Consider the following 24,918-nt stretch of genomic DNA (forward strand, 5'->3'; position numbering starts at 1 on the left):
GAGCCTTATTTTATAGTAGGATGCAATAATAAATAGCTATTTTGAAATAGTGTTTTTTAGCCTTTAATTTTAAATTTATCTTTAACGTTAATAAATATTAAAAATAATATGATAGCAGAAATTAAGTTAGATAAGTAGAAATTTTGATGAAACAGTAGTTCAAAGATGACATCGGAAGTAACGAATAAGGCAATAGCAGGTAGTATGCAAATAAATATAAATCTCCAATTTTTTAAGTAATGTTTATAATTTGTAAGTACTTTATCCATAAATATAGCTCCTATATTTTTGTTTTTATATAATTATACATTTAGATACAAGGATTTTCAAAGTGAAAATATTTAGCAATTCAAAAATATAAGGAGAGCTTTTGTTGAAAATCCAGATTGCTGTAGTAATCTGGATTTAACTTTAAAGAACTATACTAAAATGATACACTATAATCTACGTTATTTTTGAATTGAATAGAGGGATTTGTGTGATAGATAAAATTAAAAATGCTGTAGAGGATATGTACGAAGATGAGGCTAAAGATTTACTTCAAAGTATTCTCATACAGTTAAACTTATTAGAAGAAAACTATACTGAAGATACAATTAAAAATTTGATGGATATTCCGAAACAATTAACAAGTAATCCTACTTATAAAAGGAATGTAAAAGAAAGTATGCACGTACATATTGCTTTTGATGATTCAACGGCTGGTTGCTTAAAATATATGTTAAGTCAAGAAGAATTATTTGAAGAGAGTGTTGTTGCTTTTTCGGAATTCTTTTCAATTGGACCGATATATAGGTTGCATACGAATGAGGGGCAACTAGCAAGACAGAAGTGGTTAATAAATAACTTAACAGCTTATGATAGTTATTTTGAAGAAGAATATTTATCAAGATTTATAGCAACTATAGAAGAACTACATACTATTCCTGTTGAAACGCCTATTACAATTTGGAAGGCTGATAATGCACATGAACATGTAGGCCTAAGTTTTGTAATGGCACAATTAAAGGATAAGAAAAACATTCGAGTTATTAATACGTCTGAAGCAAGTAGAGAAATATTAAAACAAGAGTATGATATTCGTGGAACGGGAGAATTACCACCTGAAAGTTTAGCTCTATTCCAAAAAAGTTTTATAAAGCTACCTTATTTAACTGAAGAGAAGCGCATGAAGTTTGAAAATGAGTGGGATAGATTTTCGGAAAGCATAGAATGTTTAAGAGTGTGGAAAGAAAATGAAGTGCATTCTGTACAGGAAGATTATTTTGATCAATTTATAATTGAATGCGCGAAAAGTGTGGGTGCTGATCGAGAGTTCCTCAAAGCTCCTAGAGTAATTGGTGAAGCACTTGGTCTTGTTGAACAATTGGTTGGAGATACTTTCTTAGAATATCGTTTGAAACAATTAATTAAACAAGAAGTATTTGAATTTGAAGGTTCGTTAGATGAAATGCGTTTTTATAGTGTGAAGTTAAGGAAATAATAAACACATTCTATTTTTGAAAGGCTCGTATTTTTAATAATACGAGCTTTTTAAGTTGAATTTGGGCTATACATAAGCTTCCCAGAGAGGGCATATCACATATGAATGGTAAAGGTAATGAATGAAAAGAAGGTGATTTGTTAATATGTATAACCAACAAAATTATCCATATGATCAAGCGATGTATTATAATCCACATGACTACGGGTATGAACCTACAAATGAAGTGAGAGATATTGAACAAGAAGATTACAGACCAGATGATGCGGAAGATGCTCCAACGTCACCACCACCGTCACAGGCGCCGTCGTTACCGTCTACATTTGCTTCTCCGGCTCAATCAGGTAATATGAAATCATGGATGTGTAACTGTCTAGGAAGATGGGGCTATTTACGCTTACATCGTCCTGGTCCTTTGGGAAGGGACTTATGGTTTTTTCCGACTGAAGTGAGAAGAAATGGAGTGTCAGGTTACACGTGGCAAGGTGGTCGTCGTCGTAAAGTAAGTTATCGCTATCAACAAATTAGTAATTTTATGTGCTTCGCATAAAGAGAAGTGGGAGAGTGAAACGATTTTACTCTCTCACTTTTTTATTTTTCAATATACGAAGTAAGATTTTGATTAAAAATTTACAATTTTCACGTTTTTATTAGAGTATAATGCATATGTTGGGTTGGTTTTCAAAAACAAATGAGAGTGAGGGAATACAATGTCAATGAAAAACAAAGTTGGGTTAAGCATAGAGGATGGCATTAATTTAGCTTCAGCTCAGTTTAAAGAAGATGCGTATGAAATTTATAAAGAATCGCGAAAAAAACAACCTATATTATTTGTAAACCAAGTTGAAATCGGTAAAGAATGGCTCATTACTAGATATGAAGATGCTCTGCCACTTTTAAAAGATAATCGTTTAAAAAAAGATTGGACAAATGTGTTTTCTCAAGATATAAAGAACATGTATCTTTCCGTTGATAATAGTGACCACTTAACAACACATATGTTAAATTCAGATCCACCTAACCACAGTCGTTTACGATCTTTAGTTCAAAAAGCTTTTACACCGAAGATGATTGCACAATTAGACAAAAGAATTGAGAGAATAGCAGATGATTTGATAAGTGATATAGAGCGAAAAGGTACATTAAATCTTGTGGATGATTATTCATTTCCATTACCGATTATTGTAATAAGTGAGATGCTCGGTATTCCAAAAGAAGATCAAGCGAAATTTAGAATTTGGTCTCATGCTGTTATTGCATCACCAGAAACACCTGAAGAAATAAAAGAGACCGAAAAACAACTATCTGAGTTTATTACATATCTTCAATATTTAGTTGATATTAAACGAAAAGAGCCAAAAGAAGACTTAGTGAGTGCTTTAATACTTGCAGAGAGTGAAGGACATAAACTTAGCGCTCGGGAACTATATTCAATGATAATGCTATTAATTGTAGCAGGACACGAGACGACAGTGAATTTAATTACAAATACGGTATTAGCACTTCTTGAAAATCCAAATCAATTACAGTTATTAAAAGAAAACCCAAAATTAATTGATGCTGCTATTGAGGAAGGATTACGATATTATTCTCCAGTTGAGGTTACAACTGCAAGATGGGCAGCGGAACCTTTTCAAATTCACGACCGAACAATCGAAAAAGGAGATATGGTTGTCATTGCCTTAGCTTCTGCAAACCGTGATGAAACTGTATTTGAAAACCCAGAAGTATTCGATATTACTCGGGAAAATAATCGTCATATTGCCTTTGGTCATGGTAGCCATTTCTGCTTAGGCGCTCCACTTGCGAGGTTAGAAGCAAAGATTGCTATTACTACTTTGTTTAATCGAATGCCTGAACTACAAATAAAAGGGAATCGTGAAGAAATTAAATGGCAAGGTAACTATTTAATGCGTTCTTTAGAGGAATTGCCTTTAACTTTCTAGAATAGTTAAAAGGAGACATGCATACATCGAAAATGATTTACATAGAGTATGTATGTGTTATTTAAATTCGAAACGGAAGGGTGAAAACATCCCAATGATCAACTAATTCTATTTGTAAGAGATCTTCGTTAAAAAACGAAATATTCTTCTGAATAGGGTTAGTCTGTACATTTATAGAAAAGGGATGTATATCGCTCTGCGAATATATAGTCTTTTTATATGATTTGTGCTGCCTCCTGTTCAGAACATGAAATAGGAGGCTTTTTTATGTCGACAAATGTAGTAACGAAACAAAACAATGGGGTATCACAAGTATTAAAAAATCGGTTTGTTCAAGGGATTTTAGCATCAGCATTATTTTTACAAATAGGAATATGGGTTCGAAACTTTGCGGTATTACTATATGTAATGGAAATGACAAAAGGTGATGCTTTTGCTATTTCGATGATTTCAGTTGCTGAATTCGCTCCAATTTTTATTTTTTCATTTATTGGCGGTACTTTTGCTGATAGGTGGAAGCCAAAGAAGACAATGATATGGTGTGAAACGTTAAGTTCCATTTCAGTATTCGTTGTATTAATTACGCTTATGTTTGGAACGTGGAAAATTGTGTTTTTTGTGACACTCATCTCTGCAATCCTTTCACAGTTTTCACAACCATCTGGAATGAAGTTGTTTAAACAACATTTATCAACGGAACAAATTCAATTAGCAATGTCTATATATCAAACGATATTTGCAATATTTATGGTATTAGGACCAATACTAGGGACATTTATCTTTCATAGTTTTGGAATTTATATTTCAATCATCATAACAGGTATTTCGTTTTTACTTGCGGCAGTTGTATTGTTATTCCTTCCGAAAGATCTTGAAAACGACGTAGAAAAGAAGGATATCACTCTGTTGCAGGAGATGAAGGATGGTATTAAGTATGTCAAAAAGAAAAAAGCATTAACTTTGCTAGGGCTTTGTTTTATGGCTGCAGGACTAGGTATAGGATTAATTCAGCCATTAGGTATATTTATTGTGACTGAGCAGTTAGGATTATCAAAAGAGAGTTTACAGTGGCTACTAACAGTAAATGGTGCGGGAATGATTGTTGGCGGAGCATTAGCAATGGTATTTGCGAAAAACGTTGCTCCGCAAAAGATGTTAATTATCGGTATGCTTGGTCAAGCAATTGGTATTGGCATTATAGGATATTCTACAAATTTATGGGTGACACTTACAGCGCAGCTTTTTAGTGGTTTAGCTCTTCCTTGTATCCAAATTGGTATTAATACGCTTATTATTCAAAATAGCGATACCGATTTTATAGGTCGTGTAAATGGTATTTTAAGTCCGCTTTTTACCGGTTCAATGGTAGTAACGATGAGTATAGCTGGCTCATTAAAAGAGATGTTTTCATTAAGTATGATGTATGAAGGGACGGCTTTACTTTTTATAATTGGATTATTGTTTATTTTACCTATATACAATTTAAAGCCAGTAATAGCGGTAGAAAGTGAAATAAGTGGTAAAGGAAGTGCTATACAAAATGAATCCTAATCCAAATGTTAAATACCCTATTGAAGGCAATCAAAACGTTCAATTTATAAAAAATATAATAACAAAACCTAATATACTTGTTGGTGACTATTCTTATTATGATGCGAAAGATGGAGAAACATTTGAAGATCGAGTATTACATCATTATGAATTTCTTGGAGATCGCCTTACTATTGGAAAGTTTTGTTGTATTGCATCTGGAGTTAACTTTATTATGAACGGAGCCAATCATCGGATGGATGGATTTTCGGCATATCCATTTAATATATTTGGAAATGGGTGGGAGAAGTATACACCTAGTTTGTCTGATTTACCTTATAAAGGTGATACAGTTATAGGAAATGACGTTTGGATTGGTATGGATACAACAATTATGCCCGGAATAAAAATAGGGGATGGTGCAATCATTGCAGCTAAATCTGTTGTGACTAGAGACGTCGCACCATATACAATTGTTGGTGGAAACCCTGCAAATAAAATAAAAGAGAGATTTTCAAATGAAATAATTCAAGAATTATTGCAAATTCAATGGTGGCATTTTGATATTGAAAAAATAACTGGAAATATTGATGCTATTGTACGCGGAGATATTGAACCATTAAGAAAGCTAAAAAGGGAATGAAAAATGGATGACAAATAGTATCATACCTCCGAATTTTGTTAATGATAATAGAACAAGGAGGTGTGATACTATGGCACAAGACGTTTTATGTGAAGTAAACAACTGTAAATTTTGGGCGAACGGTAATAAATGTAGTGCAGAGGCAATTTACGTAGTAAGTCATAAAGGTAAACATGCATCTACAACGGAAGAAACAGATTGCAAAACATTCGATCCAGAAGTGTAAATTCTTTAAGGGTAGCCAAATCGTGGTTGCCCTTTTATTAATGATAGTATTGATAATAAATATCATTTTCATTCATTAATTTTAGCTTTTTTTGTTATTTTTTCATATTTTCTTCATAAGTGAAGTAATCCAACTCAATTCATGTTCAATTCGTGATTTACTAAATTCAATGACTTCAGTAATAAAGGGTGAGGTAACCTCTAGAGACTGAATAGCGGTAAGTTGATTATGTAGTACGTTTTGACGTACAGCCAAAATCACTTTTCTAGCTTCATATTCAAGTTTTTCAAATAGCGCGATACGAACAAGAAATTCTGCATTATTTGTCGCAAGTTTTTCGGGAAACTCTCGTAACATTTCAGAAAAAATTTCTTCTCCTGTTTCTGTTATATCGTACATATTTCGGTTTGGTTTTCCAACTTGTTTATGTATTTTTTTCGTTATAGCACCCATATTTTCAAAGCGCCGAAGGGCAGGGTAAAGCATGTTGTGATTTAATTCAAAATTCTCACCTAAACGATTTTGAACATTTTTTTTGATTTCATATCCATGTTTTGGTCCGGTCGTTAATTCTGCTAGTAGTAAAATATCAACGTACATAAAAATCCCCCTTATATATTTCTCAAGTTCTCTAATGAAAAATCCCCTTTAGTATATGTTAAAATAACATATGATAGTTTATACAACTTTGAACTGCCGACCTATCACTTTTATTGTAAAAGAAAAGGGAGGAAAGAACTATGGCTTCACCTGAAAATGTTATTTTAGTTCATGAAATTTCAAAGCTGAAAACAAAAGAAGAATTATGGAATCCATATGAATGGTATCGTTTGATGAGGGATAATCACCCAGTTCATTATGATGAAGAGCAGGATGTATGGAATGTTTTTTTATATGATGATGTAAATCGTGTTTTATCAGATTATCGCTTATTTTCAAGTAGAAGGGAGCGCAGACAATTCTCAATCCCTCCTTTAGAAACTAGAATAAATATAAACTCTACAGATCCACCAGAACATCGCAATGTACGTTCCATTGTTTCTAAGGCATTTACTCCAAGAAGTTTAGAACAGTGGAAACCTCGAATACAGGCTATCGCAGATGAACTTGTACAACATATCGAAAAATGTAGTGAAGTTAATATCGTTGAACAGTTTGCTGCACCTTTACCCGTTACCGTTATTTCTGATTTATTAGGAGTCCCAACAACAGATCGTAAAAAAATTAAAGAATGGTCTGATATTTTATTTATGCCGTATAGTAAAGAAAAGTTTAATGATCTGGATGCTGAGAAAGGGATGGCATTAAATGAATTCAAAGCATACCTTCTACCGATTGTTCAGGAAAAGAGATATCATTTAACCGATGATATCATTTCTGATTTAATTCGAGCTGAATATGGAGGCGAAAGATTAACCGATGAAGAAATTGTAACCTTTTCATTAGGTTTACTAGCAGCTGGGAATGAAACCACTACAAATTTAATTATTAATAGCTTTTATTGCTTTTTAGTAGATTCACCTGGAATTTATGAAGAGTTAAGAAAAGAACCTAACTTAATTTCAAAAGCGATTGAGGAAGTATTAAGGTATCGCTTTCCTGTTACATTAGCCCGGAGGATTACAGAGGATACAAATATATTTGGTTCTTTAATGAAAAAGGATCAGATGATTGTTGCGTGGGTTAGTGCAGCGAATTTAGACGAGAAAAAATTTTCACAAGCCTCTCAATTTAATGTACATCGAACAGGAAATGAAAAGCATTTAACCTTTGGGAAAGGTCCTCACTTTTGCTTAGGAGCACCACTTGCACGTTTAGAGGCTGAGATTGCATTAACTACCTTTATAAATGCTTTTGAAAAAATAGAGCTATCTCCATCTTTCTGTTTAGAAAAATGTATATTGGAAAATGAACAAACATTAAAATACTTACCTATTCGTTTGAAAGCTAAATAAAAATCTTAACAAGGTGCATACATTTGCATCTTGTTTTTTGTTTCTCAATTGTGAGTTTTCGGTAATCACCTTAATATGGAATTGTATAAAACGTAGAGGAGGATTCTTATGTTGACTTGTAATGGAAGTAAATCATTTCAAAAGTTTATTAAAGGTGTTACAGATCTTATGGAAAACGGTTTATTTGAAGAAGAAATAGTGTGTGGCATTGAAAAGTTACTAGAAGAACTTTTAGAAAAGAAAACATGGCTTCCGTTAGATAAACAGAAGGCCAATTTGACTCAATATGCACGACATTTATTGTATGAAGATCCGCTCAAACGTTTTGAAGTACTAGCTCTCGTATGGAAAGATGGACAATCTACACCTTTACATGATCATGACGGCACATGGGGAGTAGAAGGCGTTTTTTCAGGAAGGATTATGGTGCAGAACTTTATACAAACGAAACAACTTGGAAATTCACTTGTTTATTTAACACATACAGGAAATCTTTATTTGGGAGAAGGAGAAACAGATAAAGTAATTCCACCAGCGGATTGTCATATTCTTGAAATTAGCAAAAATGAAAGCGTTATTACGATTCATGTCTATGGAAAACGGTTAGAAAAGTTTAAAGTATATATCCCAACTGAAGAAAAAAATGTGTACATGTGTGAGACAAAATACATTAGTTATAATTCATAGTTTAAAATCCAAAGCTTTTTAAAAAGAAAAGCTTTGGATTTTATTTTTAATTATTTCTTGACCTGAAACGCTTTTCATAAATTATAAATAAGAAGTACCTCACGAGGATTGTATGAAAACGATACCTAATAATTAATTAGAACTCGTGTATTTATAGAAAGTGGTGAAGAAATAATGAAATTAATCGCAATTGATTTAGATGGAACTCTTCTTTCGGGGAATAAAATGATAAGTAAAGAAAATGCAGAAGCAATTCGAACATGTCAAGAAGCTGGCCATGTTGTAGCAATTTGTACAGGACGTTCTATTGTTGACATTGAGCGATTATTGTTAGAAGTTGATTTAGAGTGTCCAATCATTGCGGAAAATGGGGCTCTTATATATAAAGATAAAAAAATGATGAAGAGATATCCAATTCAAAATATGCAGGCACTTGAGATTGTAGAATATCTTGAAGAGAATGGTTTATATTATCAGCTCTATACTGATAAAGGTGTGTATGTACCGGATTATGGAGTAGAGAGTGTACGTAATGAAATTGAGTATGTGAAGAATTCAAAAGAAAATTTCGACTTGAAAGAGTTAGAAACAATCGCAGCATTATATCTTGAGCATACAGCGTTTCATAGTGCGGAAAGTTGTAAACCAATTGTAGAAACAGATATACATGTGCATAAACTATTACCATTTTCTTATGAAATTGAGAAATTAAAAAAACTCAAAGAAACATTTCTTCATAATACAGATTTAGCAATTACATCTTCATATTGGCACAATTTAGAGATTAATCATCGAGATGCTCAAAAAGGGAATGGATTATATACTTTAGCAGAACATCTTAATATTCCGGTTGAAAACACTGTAGCGATAGGTGATGGGCTAAACGATGTTTCTATGATGGAAAAAGCGAACATATCAATTGCAATGGGGAATGCAGTAGAAGAAATAAAAGCAATGTGTAAATACGAAACGTTATCAAATGAAGAACATGGTGTGGCACATGCTTTATATAAATATGTAATGTAATTAAAAAAGAAAAAAGAATCCAAGTGGATTCTTTTTTCTTTTTATTAGGGGTAAGGTATTCTATGAGATTCATAGAAGCCTTATTACATTTTATTATATAGAATATATTGGAATAAATGTTTATATTTTTCATAAAAATTGTGAATATTTTATGAACTTTATACTTATTGCATGTTTATACCGCTATTAGTAACGTGTATGACTCTCAAGTGAAAATTCAGTGAATGTAAGGAGGAATTCAAGTTACCTAGACAATAAGTGAGGAATCAACGAAATATATACTAATTAAAGGTATCTTCAGTATATATATTCTTTTCTTGTTTTAATTGAAAAATAAAATTTGTTCGAATAATTATTCTACAGCTATATACCTACACTAGCTTTCTTCGTATAATGAAGAAGTATGAATTTTAGATTTGTATGAATTTTACATATTGAGGTGAAAAAGGAATGAATTCGCGGCTAATGGAACTTATTGATGTGAGTACAATAGAAACCATGGCAGAACAATTTTATCAATTAACTAACATATCACATCAACTTCTTGATGCTGAAAAAGAGTGTGTTTTTTCATTCGGAATGAATGAGATAAAAAAGAGTAAACTTCCAAAGATTGAAATCCCCATTTTCTTATACAATCAACATTTAGGATCTTTTGTTGTATGGTCCAAAAAAAGTGAAATTTTTAGTTGTCAAAAATACTTTGAAATGCTCTCAAGTTTAATTTTAGATGGCGCAATAAAAGTATTTCAAAGTAAAAATACAACGTTGCTTTCTCGGAAAGAGGAGGAACTACATACGATTTTACAAAACATGCCTGTTATGGTCGATGCGCTTGATTATAATGGAGATTTTGTTTTGTGGAATCGAGAATGTGAAATTGTAACAGGTTATACCGCTGAAGAAATAATTGGAAATCCCAATGCACTGCAATTATTGTATCCTGATTATAATTATCGCCATCAAATACAAAAGAAATTTTTAACTTGTGGAAAAAATTTCAGAGATTGGGAAATGCACTTAACATGTAAAAATGGTGAAGTCAAAACAATAATGTGGTCGAATATATCAGAACAGTTTCCTGTAACAGGATATAGTTATTGGGCTGTTGGTGTAGATATTACACATTTAAAAGCGATAGAAGAGCAGTTAAAACAACAAACATCTGAACTGGAATTAATTTTTAAAGCTTTACCAGATTTATGTTTCTTAACAGAAGATGACGGCACAATTATAGATTACAAGGCAGGATCTCCTACAAAGTTTTACGTACCCGCAGAAGCTTTTATGGGAAAAAAGTTTTACGAAGTATTACCATCTTCAGTAGCACAGCAGTTTCAGGAAGCCATTAATCAAGTGAAGGAAAAAGGAACGAATGTAATTGTAGAATATCCACTCACACTTAATGGAAGTATTGATTTCTTTGAGGCTAGGTGCTTACCATTATTACATGATAAAATTATGATTATTGTACGCGACATTACAGAGCGAAAAAAGACAGAAGAATTGCTAAATAAATCAGATACACTTGCAGCAATTGGTCAATTAGCAGCTGGCGTGGCTCATGAAGTAAGAAATCCTTTAACTGTAATTAAAGGTTTTATACAGTTATTCCAAATTAATAAAGAAGATCAAGAAAGATATTTTGATCTTATGCTTTCTGAAATTGAAAGGATAGAAGCAATCCTACAAGAATTTCTATCAATTGCCAAAACAGATGAGATAAACACAGAAAAGAAAAATATTTATCAAATTTTTAAAAATGTCGTATCGTTAATGAATACAAAAGCAATTATGACAAATATTCAAGTTGAACTATTTACAGATGACAAAGATATAATTATTGAATGCTCAGAAAATCAATTGAAACAAGTATTTATTAATATTTTGCAAAATTCAATCGAAGCTATGCCAAATGGTGGGGAAATTTCAATTCACATAAAAGAAATAAATGATGATGGTGTCATCATTCATGTAATAGATGAAGGAATAGGAATACCTGAAGAAAGAATTAAGAGATTAGGTGAACCTTTTTATAGTACGAAAGAAAAAGGGACTGGTATTGGATTAATGTTAAGTTATAAAATTATTGAAAGTCATCAAGGGACAATTAGTATCATGAGCGAGGTTGGTGTCGGGACAACAGTAACTATTTACTTACCGAAAGTACTAAGTAAACAATCTCTTTCTAATTGTGACGACAAATGTATAGCAATACGCAATAGTAGTAATTCTTAAATCAATTAATACCCAATAACAAAGCGATTAGTGAAAACTAAGCTTTTTGTTATTGGGTATTTTTTATATTTAATTTAGTAAACTTTACCTTTTCTTTACCTTTGTTTTAATTTCTATTAAGTTTTAAACACTATATTAATATTTGTACAAAGCAATGTATAGAAATTGTACATTACTTTTAATATAGAAATGTGATTATTATTTGGAATATTGTAAGGAGGAGATTATGACAAGGTGAAAAAGCAAGAGAAGAAAAGTGGTAGAGTAGTACCTCTCCGGTTAAATATTTTATTCCTTTGTGTATTTTTATTATTTTCTGGCATTATTATTCAGTTAGGGAAAGTGCAAATTTTTGATGGAGAAACATATAAAAATGAAGTAGAGAAGAGAGAAAATGCAACCGTGGGCCTTTCTGTACCACGTGGGAAAATATTTGATCGTGAAGGAAATCCAGTAGTTGATAATAAGTCTTTACGTGCGATTACATATACAAAGGTGAAAGGTGTAAAACAAGAAGAAATATTAAAATCAGCAAGACAACTTGCAGACATTATTGAAATGCCACAAGAAGATATAGATAAGTTAACGGAGACTGATAAGAAAGACTTTTGGATGCAATTAAATCCAGAACTTGCTCAAGACTTAGTATCAAAAAAAGAAATAGATAAGTTCCGAGATAAGGATATTACCGGAAAAGAGCTAGACAAAAAAATAGAAGATTTAAAAAGGAAACGCGTTACAGACAAAAATCTTCAAGAACTAACGGCTAAAGATATAGAAGTGTTAGCTATTAAAAGTAAAATGACCTCAGGTTTTCAAATGGCACCTCAAATTATTAAAAAGAACGTTAGTGAACAGGAATATGCGGTGATTAGTGAAAATTTAGCGAACCTTCCAGGAGTAGACGCATCAGTTGATTGGGAGAGAATCTATGTAAATGATGATCTATTCCGTTCTATTCTTGGTAACGTTTCAAATGCTGATGAAGGATTGCCACGTGAACGATTAGATTATTATTTAGTGCGTGATTATAGCCGAAATGATAGGGTCGGCAAAAGTTATATCGAACAGCAATACGAAGATGTACTTCACGGTACAAAAAAAGAAGTAAGAAGCATTGCTGATAAACAAGGAAATACTATTAGAACGGAAACTGTTACTGAAGGGAAAAGCGGTAAAAATTTAACTTTAACAATAGATATGGAATTGCAAAAAAAAGTAGAGGAGAGCATAGAAAAAATATTAAAACAATATAAAGGATCAGAATCAATGTTAGACCGTGCTTTCGTAGTGATGATGAATCCTAAAAATGGCCAAGTATTATCAATGGCTGGGAAAAGGCTTGTAGAAAAAGACGGGAAAATGGAAGTAGAAGATTATGCTTTAGGCACGCTGACAAGTTCATATGAGCTTGGATCAACGGTTAAAGGTGCGACAGTGTTAACAGGGTTTGAAACAAATGCAATAACTCCTGGAACACATTTTTATGATGCACCTATGAAGTTTAAAGGAACTAAGGAAAAGAAGTCTTGGAAAAATTTTGGTGATATAGACGATCTAAGAGCGTTACAAGTTTCTTCAAACGTTTATATGTTTAATATAGCATTAAAAATTGCTGGTGTGGATTATGTGAAAAATAGTTCACTAGATATTAAACAAGAATATTTTGATAAAATGAGATATTATTTCAGGCAATTTGGACTAGGCGTACAAACTGGTATTGATTTACCGAATGAAACTGCAGGGCAAATTGGAAAAAAAGATAATCAGCCTGGTTTCTTATTAGATTATTCTATTGGGCAATATGATACGTATACACCACTTCAGCTTGCACAATATATTTCGACTATCGCAAATGGAGGATATCGAATGAAACCACAAATTGTTCAAGAGATTAGAGAACAAACCGTTCAAAAAGATGAGGTTGGTAAAGTAGTACAATCAATAGAACCCGTTGTTTTAAATAGAATCGATATGAAACAAGAATATATTAATCAAGTAAAAGAAGGATTTAGAAAAGTATTTCAAGAAGGAGATGGAACAGGAGTAAGAGCGTTCCAAAAAGCACCATATAAACCAGCTGGTAAAACAGGGACCGCACAAACTGTATATGGTGGAGAAAATGCAATTGGGCGAAATGCGAAAGGCGATCGTAGAGAATGTTATAACTTAACATTAGCTGGATATGCGCCATATGATGATCCAGAAGTAGCATTTTCTGTTGTAGTACCGTGGGTTGAAAATGATAAATCGGGCATTAACTCCGATATTGGAAAAGAAGTTTTAGATGCTTATTTTGATTTGAAAAATAAGCGGTTAACTGGTGAAGCGCCAAAAACAGATGCCTCTAAAGAGAATTAAAATGTACGAAACGTCTCTAGCATTCCTGTAAACTAGAGGCGTTTTTATCTGGGGATAGATTAGAAATGAGGTATATATGAAGCTGTTTATTCTAAAATATTGGAGGAACATATGTAGCTACATATTAATTATAATAGGGATTATTTTTATTAATAAGTCCTTTTTATTTTGTATGGTAGAAGGAATTTCGATGCAACCTACTTTGAATGAAAAAGATTATATACTTGTTAATAAGGTAAACGTCTGTTTATCGTCTTTTCATCATGGAGATGTTGTCATTATAAAAAAAGAAGACGAGCCTACTTACTATGTGAAACGAATTATTGGATTATCGGGGGATAACATACAACTAAAAAAGGATGAGGTATTTATTAACGGTAAAAAGCGTGATGAGTCGTATATACATTTAGATATGTCACAAGTATCCAATCGTTTTTCAAATTTTAGAGAAATAAAAGTTCCTACGCATAAATTATTTGTGTTAGGTGATAATCGTAATCATAGTAAAGATAGTAGGAATACACTTGGACTTATTGATGAATCAAATATAATAGGTAAAGTAGAAATGGTATTTTATCCATTTGATCATATAAAATGGATAAAATAATTCTATTAACGATTCACATTTTATAAAATAAATCATATATTGATAGCATAGGACAAGCAGAAACGCTTGTTCTAACCTCACAGAACACTCCTTATCACGGTTAGGCATCTACATAGGTAGATGCTTTTTTTTATGTTGATGACTGAAAATTATTTATCAATATAATGTAGCAAGCATATTAGGACTATTAGGGGAAGATTACTTGTACAAATAACAGTATGCTTAATTAAAACAATGAAATGTAAGGAGTGAGGAATAAGTGCTAAATATTTTAGTGGTTAATTTTCCAGCAGAGGGACATGTAAACCCTACATTAAATTTAGTAAAAGCCTTTACTGAACGAGGGGATAATGTACATTATATTACAACGGCAAACTTTAAGGATAGAATTGAAGATTTAGGAGCTACTGTACATACTCATCCGGATCTATTAAAAGAGATTTCTATTGATGCTGAAACCTCATCTGGGTTAAATGCTTTTTTTCATGTGCATGTTCAAACTTCTTTATATATATTAGAAATTACGAAACAATTATGTGAAAGTATAAATTTTGATTTCGTAATTTATGATATATTTGGCGCAGGAGAGTTAGTAAAGGAGTATTTACAAGTTCCAGGTGTAGTGTCCTCACCTATATTTTTAATTCCGCCAGAATTTTTGAAGACATTACCTTTTCATCCAAATGCAGATATGCCATTCCAAACAGAGGAAATCTCTGAAAAATTACTAAATCAGATGGAACATAAATTTGGAGTAAAACCAAAGAATAATCTTCAATTTATGAATAATAAGGGTGATGTTTGTCTCGTATACACAAGTCGTTATTTCCAACCTAATAGCGAATCGTTCGGAGAAAATAACATTTTTATTGGACCGAGTATTTCAAAGCGTAAAACAAATATAAAGTTTCCACTGGAATCACTTAAAGAAAAGAAAGTTATTTATATTTCAATGGGGACACTGCTTGAAGGACTCGAACCATTCTTTAATACTTGTATTGATACTTTTTCAGATTTTGATGGGATAGTTGTAATGGCAATTGGTGATAGAAATGATATTTCTAAAATTAAGAAAGCACCAGATAATTTTATAATTGCTCCATACGTACCTCAATCAGAAATATTAAATGAAGCAGATGTTTTTATTACACATGGCGGTATGAATAGCGTACACGATGCCATTCATTATAATGTCCCATTTGTAATAATACCGCATGATAAAGACCAGCCAATGATAGCGCAAAGATTAACTGAGCTTGAAGCGGCACATAGACTATTGAAAGAACATGTTAATGTGCACACTTTAAAAGAGGCCGTAACAGATGTTCTTTCAAATGAAAAGTATAAACATGGTATAAGAAAACTTAATGATAGCTTTATAGAATGTGGTGGTTCAAAAGAAGCAATTGCAGTTATTGAATCTCTTTTAAATAAAGTAAAACTTTAATTGGTGGGGGCTTTACTGCCCGCAAATAGCGGGATAAATAGTCGTAACTATATACAAGCATAGAGGTTTTCACCTTTATGCTTGTATATTCTTATCCAGCAAATTGCACAGCAGTATTTGCATGTAAAAAAGCAGTATCAAAAACGGGAATAGTAAGATCATTTTGGGAGATGAGTAAAGGTATTTCAGTGCAGCCTAATAATATACCTTCAGCGCCGTTTTGAATTAATGATTTTGTAATTTGTAATAACTTTTCTTTAGATGTTTCTGAAATGATCCCTCTACTTAATTCATCTAATATGACATGGTGGATAAAAGTTCTTTCCTCGTCATTTGGGATAATTGTCTCAATGTTATATTTCGCTAATCGTGATTTATAGAAATCTTGCTCCATCGTTTGTTTTGTTCCTAATAGTCCGATACGTTTTATATTCTGTTCTACCATTTCTTTAGCACTTACATCACCAATGTGAAGAAGCGGGATAGATATTGCTTGTTCTACCTCCTCGGCAAATAGATGTACAGTATTTGAACACATTAATAAACATTCAGCCCCAGATTTTTCAACTTTCTTTGCAACTGTAACTAGTTCATTTTTCACTTCTTCATATTGATGATTTTGTAATAAAGTAGTTACTTCACCAAAGTCCATACTATATAAAACTAACTTTGCATTTTGATCGTATTGAGAGAGTGTAAGTGTATTAATATGTTTATAGTATAATGATGTAGATTCCCAACTTAATCCTCCAATCAAACCAATAACTTTCATAATGCATTCCTCCCGAAACGATTTTGAATTTATTATTTCATAATTCCGATAAGAATACAATGATTTAAATGATCTATTTAACAAAAAAATAAAAATAGTAAGAAAAGTGTTGAAATTTACATTCTTTAGTGCCATAATACGAATTACAAATTAATACTTATCCAGAGAGGTGGAGGGAACGGCCCTAAGAAACCTCAGCAACCCCTATGCAATTTTATAGGAAGGTGCTAATTCCGCAGAGGACACGATGTGTTTTTTGAAAGATAAGAGGATTCTTGAACGTGAAAGAAAATGACCTCTTATGTAAGAGGTCATTTTTTTGTTGTATAGAAAGGGAGTGTCGATGCATAATTCATTTTTAAATTAAATATAGAGTAATAAAAGTTGACTAATATGAGAGGGGAATTGTCATGAACAAATTATCAACAAAGTTAGTAGTAGCAATCGGTATTGGAGCAGCATTATACGGGATATTAGGACTTTGGGGATTTTCTATTGCACCGAATACATTTATTAAACCAGCATTAGCTATATTAACTGTTTTTGGAGCATTATTTGGTCCAGTGGCAGGACTGTTAATCGGACTTATCGGTCATACCGTAACAGATACGATTGCTGGCTGGGGTATTTGGTGGGGCTGGGTTATTAGTTCAGGTATTATTGGTTTTTCAATGGGGCTTATTCAAAAAAGAGTTGGTTTTAGTGTGAAAAACGGGTCATTTAACAAGGGGGATATTTCTTATTTAGCAATTACTGGGCTAGTTGGTATTGTCATTGCTATTATATTTGCTGGGGCATTCGATATTATTGTGATGGGAGAACCATTTGACAAAATTGTTATACAAGTATTAGGAGCAACAATTTCCGATGTCATCGTTTTCTTAGTACTTGGATTGCCACTTACAATTGGTTTGGCGAAATCCAATAAGAAACATACACATTTAAAAATTGAAAAGTAGGGATGTTAACATGCAACCAATTATTTCGTTTGAACAATTCACCTTTCAATATGGGCATGCTGTGCAGCCTACTTTAAGTGATATTACCTTTCATATATACCCTGGGGAAAAAGTGCTAATTGCTGGACGAAGTGGCTCAGGAAAGTCGACATTAGCTCATTGTATAAATGGGCTAATCCCATTTTCTTACGAAGGGAATAGTACAGGTAACGTTTTAATTGCCGGTAAAGATCCGAGGGAAGGAAGTATTTTTGAACAAAGTAAACAGGTAGGAACAATTTTGCAAGATCAAGATGCTCAATTTATTGGTCTGACAGTAGAAGAAGATGTAGCTTTTTATTTAGAAAATGAATGTGTAAAGCAAGATGACATGAAAAAGATTGTTTCGGACTCATTAAGAAAGGTGAAGATGCATACGTTTCATAAACAAAGTCCACATGAATTATCAGGAGGTCAAAAGCAAACAGTTTCTCTAGCGGGTTTATTAACAACAAATGCGGATATATTATTGTTCGATGAACCGTTAGCTAATTTAGATCCACTAAGCGCCTTACATACGATAGAACTTATGAAAGATATACATGAACAATATAATAAAACGATTGTTATTATCGAACATAGAATAGAAGAAATTTTAAAACTGGATTTAGACAAAGTTATATTAATTGATGAAGGTAAAGTTATTGCGATAGGAACACCAAAAGAAATCTTAGCGTCAAATATATTACCACGTATCGGCTTAAGAGAGCCTATTTACATCGAAGCATTAAAGAGATTACATTTTGATAGTAATAATGACGTAATATATCCAATGGAAAACCTTCAAAAAGAAAAGGTAAGCAACGTTATAAAAGAGTGGATGGAGAAACAAGTCATATTAAAAGGGAATACTAAAAACAAGGAATTACTTAAAGTGGAGAATTTATCATTTTCATACCCTAATAAACAAAAAATATTAGAAAATGTAAACCTTTCAATATATGAAGGAGAAATTGTGGCACTGTTAGGACATAATGGAGCAGGGAAATCAACATTAGCTCATAGTCTTATAGGCATAAACAAAATGAAAAATGGGAAAATCTTGTTAAAAGGTGAAGATATTAATTCTTGGTCTATTCGTAAACGTGGGGAAATCATATCTTACGTGATGCAAAATCCAAATCATATGATTACACAGCCTACTGTTTTTGAAGAAGTTTCATTTACATTAACATTACATAATTTTTCTAAGGAAGAAATTAAGAATAAAGTAGAAGGAACTTTAAAAATTTGTGGTTTATATCCATTTCGTAATTGGCCAATTCAAGCGCTAAGCTATGGGCAAAAAAAGAGATTAACAATCGCATCTGTATTAACAACAAATCCTAAGCTTATCATATTAGATGAACCGACAGCGGGACAAGATTATTATCATTATAAACAATTTATGTCGTTTATTAAAACTTTAGCTAAAAAGGGTATTTCATTTGTTTTTATCACTCACGATATGAATCTCGTACTAGAATATGCAGACCGTGCAGTAGTTCTACATGAAGGGAAAATTATTGCGGATAATACAGTGTCTAATGTATTTGGTGATCAAGAAACGTTTCAAAGAGCCAACTTAAGAGAGAGTTCTTTAACCAAGCTTGTTAAATTTAGTGGGATTGCATCTCCAGAAAAATTTATGGAGCTTTATTTAGACAGTAATAGGAGGGAGGAAGGTGCATAGTACATATTTTCATCGTATGGATGGGGTAGTGAAATTGTTTTTATTTATTTTTTGTATGACGCTTACTTTTTTGTTTTTTGATTTTCGGGTGTTGCTAATATTATTTATTATTGGGTGTATCGGACTCAGCATTGCTAAAATTCCATTTCGTAAAATTTTAATTGTTTTTAGTGTCATATTTACATTTAGTTTATTAAACTCTGTCATGATTTTATTTATTACACCAACTCATGGATCTGAATTAACTGAATCATATACCGCGTTTTTACATGTTGGATATGCAACGATTACATATGAAACATTATTTTATGCAGCTACACTTTCATTAAAGTATTTTACGTTATTACCATTTACACTTCTTTTTATTTACACGACAGATCCAAGCGAATTTGTAAGTAGCTTAAGTAAACTTGGTATTCATTATAAGATTACATATGCAATAAATATTGCACTACGTTATATTCCTGAGATCCAGTCTGAATATAAAATTATTAAACACGCGCAAGAAGCAAGAGGAGTGGCTTTTGAAAAAGGAGAAGCAAGTTTATGGGTTCGTATGAAGAACCGTGTTTTAATTTTCTGGCCACTGATCATTCATTCTCTAGAAAGAATAGATACGGTTTCAAATGCAATGGATTTAAGAGGATTTGGAAAGAAGGATAAACGTACATGGTTTTATACAAGTAAGGCGAAATGTGAAGATTTCATCGCTTTATTTGCCGGTTTTTTCATATTCATTGTTGCGGTATATTTAAAATTAAACGTATTTCAAAACTTTTGGTATCCGTTTTAAAGCACTCTTACATGAGTGCTTTTACTTATTTTTATGTAGACATGCTCAAAAAAGGGATATACACATAATGTATAATACGAACCAGTTAAAATGATCAACTACCTATTAGTTTTCAAACCAAAAGGAGGAGAAAATATGAGTTACGGTGGTTCTTGTGGTTTTGGTGGAGGTTTCGCTTTATTAGTTGTGTTATTCATTCTATTAATAATTGTAGGATGCAGCTGCTGGGGCGGAGGATACTAATTTTTAATTAGTCTTCACAAATGTAAACTAAAAAAACATTGAAGATACTTATGTATCGAAACAAATAAAAAAGGAGCGACTATGCTCCTTTTTTATTTGTTTTAATGCGTATTCTTACTATATTTCGGGAACGTAATCGTTAAAGTCGTTCCTTTACTAACGATACTTCTGATTTTTAAACTTCCATGCATCGTCTCAATAATCTTAACAGCAACCATTGTACCTAAACCAGTTCCTTTTGTTTTTGTACTAAAATACGGTTCACCGAATCGATGTATTTGCTCCTGTGACATTCCAACTCCGCTATCTTCAATTCGTATTTCAACTTTACTATTATTGATAGATGAGGAAATACTTAAGGTACCACCATTAGGCATTGCTTCAATACTGTTTTTTATTAAGTTTAAAAAACATTGTTGAAAGTGCTGTTTATTACCAACAATGGTTGCCTCAGAAAAATCCTGTGTAATATGTATCGTATTCATATTACACAATGGCAATATCATATTAATAACTCGATTTAACTCTTGTTTTACTGAAATTTGATCTAATTTTTCTGGAGCAGGTTTGGCAAACGTTAAGTAATCATCGATAATTTCTTGGGCACGATTTAACTCTTCAAGTATATGTTTAATATATTCGTCTCTTGATTCAGGAGTTAAATTTTGTGTTTTTAAAAGCTGTGTAAATCCTTTTACAACCGTTAAGGGATTCCTTACTTCGTGCGATATACTTGCAGCGAGTTGGCTAACAATCTCCATTTTTTCCATTTTAATTAATTTTGAGCGCATTAATACAGCATCTTTAATAACTTCATTTATATAAACAATAAATAACATTAAAGTAGTCGGTAATACCATGAAATAAATAATATACAAATTATTCACTTCAAAATCTGATAAGGTTAATACAATTAAAGTTGTAAATATTGCTAGGAAAAAGGTTAAAAACATGGAAAAAGCTACTTTAAGTTTTCTATTATATGTATTAAATTTTGAAGATGCGAGTGCTGTAACGATGAACATTATTCCGTAAACAACAACTGTCAGCATGTTAAAGCCATAAAATAAAAATCTCGTAATTAATAAAATTGTAAACAATATGATACCGACAGGGAATCCACCATAAAGCGTACCTATTATGACCGGAATTTGTCTTAAATCATGAATACAACTTTCATCCATATAGATAGGGTATCGCATACATAAAATAAGCGGGATACTAGAACAAAGGGTAATCAGTAGTATTTTATATTTCTTTAAATAGTGCCGGCTATCATATATGAAATAAAAAACAAATATACTACATAAAATGTATAGAAGATTATTTAATACGTTTTGATTAATATAAACAAAGTTCATAATATTTGCCTCGTTATTCTGAATTTACTTAACATATGTATTATACATAATAACATATGTTAAAGTGAATAAACCTTGTTAATACAAGATTAGTTTGGCTTTTTGTTATAAAATGCAAACATTCTACAAACGTTAGCTATCCAAAGATATTTTTACCAAAATTTTTTACTCCTTCTTCCTGCATGTTCGGTAAAACATGAGAATAAATCCTAAGAGTTAATGAAATGTCTGTATGACCTAATCTCTCACTGATAATTTTAGGATTAACTCCTTGTTTCAATAGTATAGTTGCGTGTGGATGTCTTAAATTACGAGTTTTAATTTTTTTCACTGCTGCATTTTTTATTTCCTTATAAAACTTTTTCCTGAAAGCATTTCTGCATAACCCCCCACCTGATTTATTACAATTAATTAAATCTAAATCTTGATAAGCAGAACTGATTGGTAATAAGAAACGTTTGCATGAGATTCTAAATAAATATAAAAATACTAAAGGAAAGTAAGGTATGAAAAAACAGGTGTTTCAAGAAAAGTGGACGAGCTAGGTCGTGTAGTAATTCCAGTAAGAGTTTATTTGGGAAGTGGCTTTTAAAACTGATGTTGTTGAGTACATGTGGTAGTAAAATGTAGATGGACATATGAAAAAAGTAGAAATTGATGTTAGTAGCAACAAACTTTTAATAGTTTAGGACGAAAATGTAACAGTAGTCAATCCACCAATGAGCGGATTTGGTGAGCAAGTTGCGGTTTAGATAAAGGGTAAGGTTGATTGTGTAGATACTAAGTTTACTGAAAAGATAAAATGATTATTTTTAGAAAGATACCCAGACGGATTTAGTCGAGAAGCTAGTCAAAATCGCGTAGATGTGAAGTGAAAATCGTAAAAAAAAGAGTCATGAGTGGAAAGGCTCATAGCTCTTTGTATAAGGGTAATGGTTTTATAGGTAAATATTATTATTAAATTCTAAAAAATTCAATGTTAGTAAATTAATTGGTATGTGATTTGGGTTTTATAGAAAGAGAGCAGCTAACAACAGCTAGCTGCTCTGCAGGTTCTGTAAGACAAAACAGAAAAGAATATTAACAGAATATAGAGGTTTATCCTGGTTGTTTGAACGTAGTTAAAGAATATCACATACTATCAATGTTAATAAAAACTATCTGTGGCTTTCACTTCTTTATTTTATTCACAAATAGTTCCAGTAGCTATTCCGGTTGGAGCGACACCTACTGGGACGTTAGTGATAACAGTATTCGTAGCAATATCAATAACGGAAACAGTATTACTAGCTTGATTTGTAACATATGCTCGAGTGCCATCAGGTATGATGGTTACTTGATCAGGGGATAAACCAACAGAAATTGTATCAATCACAGTATTTGTTAATCCATCAATTACGGTGACATTGCCAGGAGGACCAGATACACTAGTATAAATTCGATTAGTAGATGAGTTAACTCCTATTCCTCTTGATCCAAAACTACCGGGCTGATTTCCAGTAGGAATAGTGGCAATCACAGTATTGGTTGCGCCACTAATTACAGACACGTTATTGCTCCCACGATTTGGTACATATATAAGATTGGTAGATAAGTTAACTCCAATCCCTCCCCTTGGCTCAACACCGACAGGAACAGTAGCAATCACAGTATTCGTTAATCCATCAATTACAGAGACGTTATTACTATCTGCATTTGCCACATAAATTCGATTGGTAGATGGATTGACCCCCACTCCTATTGGACCAGTTCCTACTGTAATAGTAGTAATTACGGTATTCGTTAATCCATCAATTACAGACACATTCCCACTACCTTGATTTGCTACATAGACTCTATTAGTTAAGGGATTGACCTCAATTCCTCGTGGAGCATTTCCAACGGCAATGGTAGTAATTATGGTATTAGTCGCGCCACTAATCACAGAAACATTTGAGTTATTAATATTGGACACATAGATAAGATTAGTAGATAAATTGACTCCTGCCCCATCCGGATTAACACCGACAGGAATAGTAGTAATAACAGTATTCGTTAAACCGTCAATAACGGAAACATTATTGCTGTTAAGGTTTGTTATAAAAATTCGATCAGTTAAAGGATTAACTCCAACTGCAAATGGACCGGTGCCAACGGAAATGGTAGCAATCACAGCATTATTTGCTCCATCAATGACAGACACATTGTTACTACCTTGATTTGCCACATAAATTTGATTAACAAAAGCTGAAACCGTAGGTCCAGTAGGCCCGGTGTTTCCAGTAGACCCGGTGTTTCCAGTAGGCCCGGTGTTTCCAGTAGGTCCTGTATCTCCAGTAGGCCCAGTATTTCCGGTAGGTCCTGTATCTCCGGTAGGTCCTGTATCTCCGGTAGGCCCGGTGTTTCCAGTAGGTCCTGTATCTCCAGTAGGCCCAGTATTTCCGGTAGGTCCTGTATCTCCGGTAGGCCCGGTGTTTCCAGTAGGTCCTGTATCTCCAGTAGGCCCAGTGTTTCCAGTAGGTCCAGTATTTCCGATAGGTCCAGTATTTCCAGTAGGTCCAGTATTGCCGGTAGGCCCGATGTTTCCAGTAGGCCCGGTGCTGCCAGTAGGTCCTGTATCGCCGGTAGGCCCAGTGTTCCCAGTAGGTCCGGTAATGCCAGTAGGCAGAGTAAATGATGGGATTGGTGGGAAAGTAGGCCCGACTAGGTCGGGAGAAATTGAAATTTCAGATTTTATTTTAGATGAATTGAATCTGTCTTTCCTAGACATACGTGACCGGTTAAATTTGTCTTTTCTAGACATATGTATATCATCCTTTCTTAGAATCTCAGATTATATCCAGTAGATGCATGATATGAATTGGGTGTGATTGTATTTTGAGATAATAAGAAACAAATTTATCTAATCTAACTATAAAAATCAGAACTAAACAAAAGCGTTATTTGAATAG

22 protein-coding genes, 2 pseudogenes and 1 riboswitch are annotated in these 24,918 nt (G+C 32.7%); of the genes and pseudogenes, 18 read left to right on the top strand and 6 right to left on the bottom strand.

What is annotated here, in order from left to right; all coding sequences use genetic code 11:
• Positions 1-56: 56 nt before the first annotated feature.
• Entirely contained in the window at positions 57-269 is a 213-nt protein-coding gene (locus tag ACTFRY_RS16830) for a hypothetical protein (RefSeq protein ID WP_000362070.1), read from the bottom strand.
• Positions 270-478: 209 nt separating this feature from the next.
• Between ACTFRY_RS16830 and ACTFRY_RS16835 the strand changes: the two genes are divergently transcribed.
• The 6 genes from ACTFRY_RS16835 (at position 479) to ACTFRY_RS16860 (ending at position 5,828) form a co-directional block, all read left to right on the top strand.
• Entirely contained in the window at positions 479-1,483 is a 1,005-nt protein-coding gene (locus tag ACTFRY_RS16835) for a DUF1835 domain-containing protein (protein WP_098616586.1), read from the top strand.
• A 145-nt stretch (positions 1,484-1,628) separates the two neighbouring features.
• Positions 1,629-2,033 (top strand): hypothetical protein, encoded by a 405-nt coding sequence (locus tag ACTFRY_RS16840; RefSeq protein WP_098616587.1) that lies wholly within the window; start codon positions 1,629-1,631, stop codon positions 2,031-2,033.
• 160 nt (positions 2,034-2,193) lie between these two features.
• Positions 2,194-3,429 (top strand): cytochrome P450 family protein, encoded by a 1,236-nt coding sequence (locus ACTFRY_RS16845; RefSeq protein WP_098616588.1) that lies wholly within the window; start codon positions 2,194-2,196, stop codon positions 3,427-3,429.
• Between the two features lie 267 nt (positions 3,430-3,696).
• Entirely contained in the window at positions 3,697-4,980 is a 1,284-nt protein-coding gene (locus tag ACTFRY_RS16850) for an MFS transporter (RefSeq protein WP_098616589.1), read from the top strand.
• Positions 4,970-5,602, top strand: a complete 633-nt coding sequence (locus ACTFRY_RS16855; RefSeq protein WP_001069249.1) for a Vat family streptogramin A O-acetyltransferase — start codon at positions 4,970-4,972, stop codon at positions 5,600-5,602. The genes ACTFRY_RS16850 and ACTFRY_RS16855 overlap by 11 nt, the downstream gene beginning before the upstream one ends.
• Positions 5,603-5,672: 70 nt before the next feature.
• Positions 5,673-5,828: a DUF1540 domain-containing protein gene (locus tag ACTFRY_RS16860; RefSeq protein ID WP_000046095.1), complete on the top strand. Its 156-nt coding sequence runs from the start codon at positions 5,673-5,675 to the stop codon at positions 5,826-5,828.
• 102 nt (positions 5,829-5,930) lie between these two features.
• On the opposite strand, the gene ACTFRY_RS16865 is transcribed toward ACTFRY_RS16860, so the two are convergent.
• Positions 5,931-6,428 (bottom strand): PadR family transcriptional regulator, encoded by a 498-nt coding sequence (locus ACTFRY_RS16865; RefSeq protein ID WP_098616590.1) that lies wholly within the window; start codon positions 6,426-6,428, stop codon positions 5,931-5,933.
• A gap of 140 nt (positions 6,429-6,568) precedes the next feature.
• On the opposite strand from ACTFRY_RS16865, the gene ACTFRY_RS16870 reads away from it, so the two are divergent.
• From ACTFRY_RS16870 to ACTFRY_RS16900, 7 genes are all read left to right on the top strand, one after another.
• Positions 6,569-7,783 (top strand): cytochrome P450, encoded by a 1,215-nt coding sequence (locus ACTFRY_RS16870; protein ID WP_098616591.1) that lies wholly within the window; start codon positions 6,569-6,571, stop codon positions 7,781-7,783.
• Positions 7,784-7,891: 108 nt separating this feature from the next.
• Entirely contained in the window at positions 7,892-8,470 is a 579-nt protein-coding gene (locus tag ACTFRY_RS16875) for a cysteine dioxygenase family protein (RefSeq protein WP_000954437.1), read from the top strand.
• A gap of 174 nt (positions 8,471-8,644) precedes the next feature.
• A complete protein-coding gene (locus ACTFRY_RS16880) occupies positions 8,645-9,496 on the top strand; it encodes a Cof-type HAD-IIB family hydrolase (protein WP_000766387.1) in 852 nt (283 codons plus the stop codon).
• Positions 9,497-9,946: 450 nt separating this feature from the next.
• On the top strand, positions 9,947-11,734 hold the full coding sequence (locus ACTFRY_RS16885) for a PAS domain-containing sensor histidine kinase (protein WP_136986045.1): 1,788 nt from the start codon (positions 9,947-9,949) through the stop codon (positions 11,732-11,734).
• Between the two features lie 234 nt (positions 11,735-11,968).
• Positions 11,969-14,095 carry a peptidoglycan D,D-transpeptidase FtsI family protein gene (locus ACTFRY_RS16890; RefSeq protein WP_098616592.1) on the top strand — a complete coding sequence of 709 codons (2,127 nt, stop codon included), beginning with the start codon at positions 11,969-11,971 and terminating at the stop codon, positions 14,093-14,095.
• 76 nt (positions 14,096-14,171) lie between these two features.
• On the top strand, positions 14,172-14,702 hold the full coding sequence (lepB, locus tag ACTFRY_RS16895; protein WP_016117995.1) for a signal peptidase I: 531 nt from the start codon (positions 14,172-14,174) through the stop codon (positions 14,700-14,702).
• A gap of 259 nt (positions 14,703-14,961) precedes the next feature.
• Complete coding sequence (locus ACTFRY_RS16900) at positions 14,962-16,149, top strand: macrolide family glycosyltransferase (RefSeq protein ID WP_000932148.1); 1,188 nt, start codon at positions 14,962-14,964, stop codon at positions 16,147-16,149.
• Between the two features lie 91 nt (positions 16,150-16,240).
• Here the strand turns inward: ACTFRY_RS16900 and ACTFRY_RS16905 are convergent, their stop codons facing one another.
• Positions 16,241-16,921: an aspartate/glutamate racemase family protein gene (locus ACTFRY_RS16905; RefSeq protein ID WP_016081435.1), complete on the bottom strand. Its 681-nt coding sequence runs from the start codon at positions 16,919-16,921 to the stop codon at positions 16,241-16,243.
• Positions 16,922-17,075: 154 nt separating this feature from the next.
• Positions 17,076-17,191, top strand: a riboswitch (SAM riboswitch).
• A gap of 140 nt (positions 17,192-17,331) precedes the next feature.
• Here ACTFRY_RS16905 and ACTFRY_RS16910 point away from each other — a divergent pair.
• The 4 genes from ACTFRY_RS16910 (at position 17,332) to ACTFRY_RS16925 (ending at position 20,627) form a co-directional block, all read left to right on the top strand.
• On the top strand, positions 17,332-17,880 hold the full coding sequence (locus tag ACTFRY_RS16910) for an ECF-type riboflavin transporter substrate-binding protein (protein ID WP_001038210.1): 549 nt from the start codon (positions 17,332-17,334) through the stop codon (positions 17,878-17,880).
• Between the two features lie 10 nt (positions 17,881-17,890).
• A complete protein-coding gene (locus tag ACTFRY_RS16915) occupies positions 17,891-19,591 on the top strand; it encodes an ABC transporter ATP-binding protein (protein WP_098616593.1) in 1,701 nt (566 codons plus the stop codon).
• Entirely contained in the window at positions 19,584-20,384 is an 801-nt protein-coding gene (locus ACTFRY_RS16920) for an energy-coupling factor transporter transmembrane component T family protein (protein ID WP_098616594.1), read from the top strand. Before ACTFRY_RS16915 ends, ACTFRY_RS16920 begins: the two co-directional genes overlap by 8 nt.
• 135 nt (positions 20,385-20,519) lie before the next feature.
• The gene (locus ACTFRY_RS16925; protein WP_000120182.1) at positions 20,520-20,627 is read left to right on the top strand and encodes a YjcZ family sporulation protein; all 108 of its coding nucleotides are present in this window, start codon (positions 20,520-20,522) and stop codon (positions 20,625-20,627) included.
• A gap of 101 nt (positions 20,628-20,728) precedes the next feature.
• Here ACTFRY_RS16925 and ACTFRY_RS16930 read toward each other — a convergent pair whose 3' ends face one another.
• Together ACTFRY_RS16930 and ACTFRY_RS16935 are read right to left on the bottom strand one after the other, a co-directional pair.
• Complete coding sequence (locus ACTFRY_RS16930; protein WP_098616595.1) at positions 20,729-21,988, bottom strand: sensor histidine kinase; 1,260 nt, start codon at positions 21,986-21,988, stop codon at positions 20,729-20,731.
• A gap of 136 nt (positions 21,989-22,124) precedes the next feature.
• A pseudogene (locus tag ACTFRY_RS16935) lies at positions 22,125-22,430 on the bottom strand (tyrosine-type recombinase/integrase); the annotation flags it as partial.
• 196 nt (positions 22,431-22,626) lie between these two features.
• Here ACTFRY_RS16935 and ACTFRY_RS16940 point away from each other — a divergent pair.
• Positions 22,627-22,740 (top strand): annotated as a pseudogene (locus ACTFRY_RS16940) (DUF3954 domain-containing protein).
• Between the two features lie 431 nt (positions 22,741-23,171).
• Here the strand turns inward: ACTFRY_RS16940 and ACTFRY_RS16945 are convergent.
• A complete protein-coding gene (locus ACTFRY_RS16945) occupies positions 23,172-24,770 on the bottom strand; it encodes an exosporium leader peptide-containing protein (RefSeq protein WP_415461572.1) in 1,599 nt (532 codons plus the stop codon).
• Positions 24,771-24,918: the final 148 nt, after the last annotated feature.

The sequence above is a fragment of the Bacillus cereus group sp. MYBK195-1 genome, assembly GCF_051916605.1.
GTDB lineage: Bacteria > Bacillota > Bacilli > Bacillales > Bacillaceae_G > Bacillus_A > Bacillus_A cereus.

Bases quoted from the DNA above. Each gene is read 5' to 3' on its own strand.
- ACTFRY_RS16830 (WP_000362070.1), bottom strand. From the start codon at position 269: ATGGATAAAGTACTTACAAATTATAAACATTACTTAAAAAATTGGAGA.
- ACTFRY_RS16840 (WP_098616587.1), top strand. From the start codon at position 1,629: ATGTATAACCAACAAAATTATCCATATGATCAAGCGATGTATTATAAT.
- ACTFRY_RS16845 (WP_098616588.1), top strand. From the start codon at position 2,194: ATGTCAATGAAAAACAAAGTTGGGTTAAGCATAGAGGATGGCATTAAT.
- ACTFRY_RS16850 (WP_098616589.1), top strand. From the start codon at position 3,697: ATGTCGACAAATGTAGTAACGAAACAAAACAATGGGGTATCACAAGTA.
- ACTFRY_RS16855 (WP_001069249.1), top strand. From the start codon at position 4,970: ATGAATCCTAATCCAAATGTTAAATACCCTATTGAAGGCAATCAAAAC.
- ACTFRY_RS16860 (WP_000046095.1), top strand. From the start codon at position 5,673: ATGGCACAAGACGTTTTATGTGAAGTAAACAACTGTAAATTTTGGGCG.
- ACTFRY_RS16865 (WP_098616590.1), bottom strand. From the start codon at position 6,428: ATGTACGTTGATATTTTACTACTAGCAGAATTAACGACCGGACCAAAA.
- ACTFRY_RS16870 (WP_098616591.1), top strand. From the start codon at position 6,569: ATGGCTTCACCTGAAAATGTTATTTTAGTTCATGAAATTTCAAAGCTG.
- ACTFRY_RS16875 (WP_000954437.1), top strand. From the start codon at position 7,892: ATGTTGACTTGTAATGGAAGTAAATCATTTCAAAAGTTTATTAAAGGT.
- ACTFRY_RS16880 (WP_000766387.1), top strand. From the start codon at position 8,645: ATGAAATTAATCGCAATTGATTTAGATGGAACTCTTCTTTCGGGGAAT.
- ACTFRY_RS16885 (WP_136986045.1), top strand. From the start codon at position 9,947: ATGAATTCGCGGCTAATGGAACTTATTGATGTGAGTACAATAGAAACC.
- lepB (WP_016117995.1), top strand. From the start codon at position 14,172: ATGAAGCTGTTTATTCTAAAATATTGGAGGAACATATGTAGCTACATA.
- ACTFRY_RS16905 (WP_016081435.1), bottom strand. From the start codon at position 16,921: ATGAAAGTTATTGGTTTGATTGGAGGATTAAGTTGGGAATCTACATCA.
- ACTFRY_RS16910 (WP_001038210.1), top strand. From the start codon at position 17,332: ATGAACAAATTATCAACAAAGTTAGTAGTAGCAATCGGTATTGGAGCA.
- ACTFRY_RS16915 (WP_098616593.1), top strand. From the start codon at position 17,891: ATGCAACCAATTATTTCGTTTGAACAATTCACCTTTCAATATGGGCAT.
- ACTFRY_RS16925 (WP_000120182.1), top strand. From the start codon at position 20,520: ATGAGTTACGGTGGTTCTTGTGGTTTTGGTGGAGGTTTCGCTTTATTA.
- ACTFRY_RS16930 (WP_098616595.1), bottom strand. From the start codon at position 21,988: ATGAACTTTGTTTATATTAATCAAAACGTATTAAATAATCTTCTATAC.
- ACTFRY_RS16945 (WP_415461572.1), bottom strand. From the start codon at position 24,770: ATGTCTAGAAAAGACAAATTTAACCGGTCACGTATGTCTAGGAAAGAC.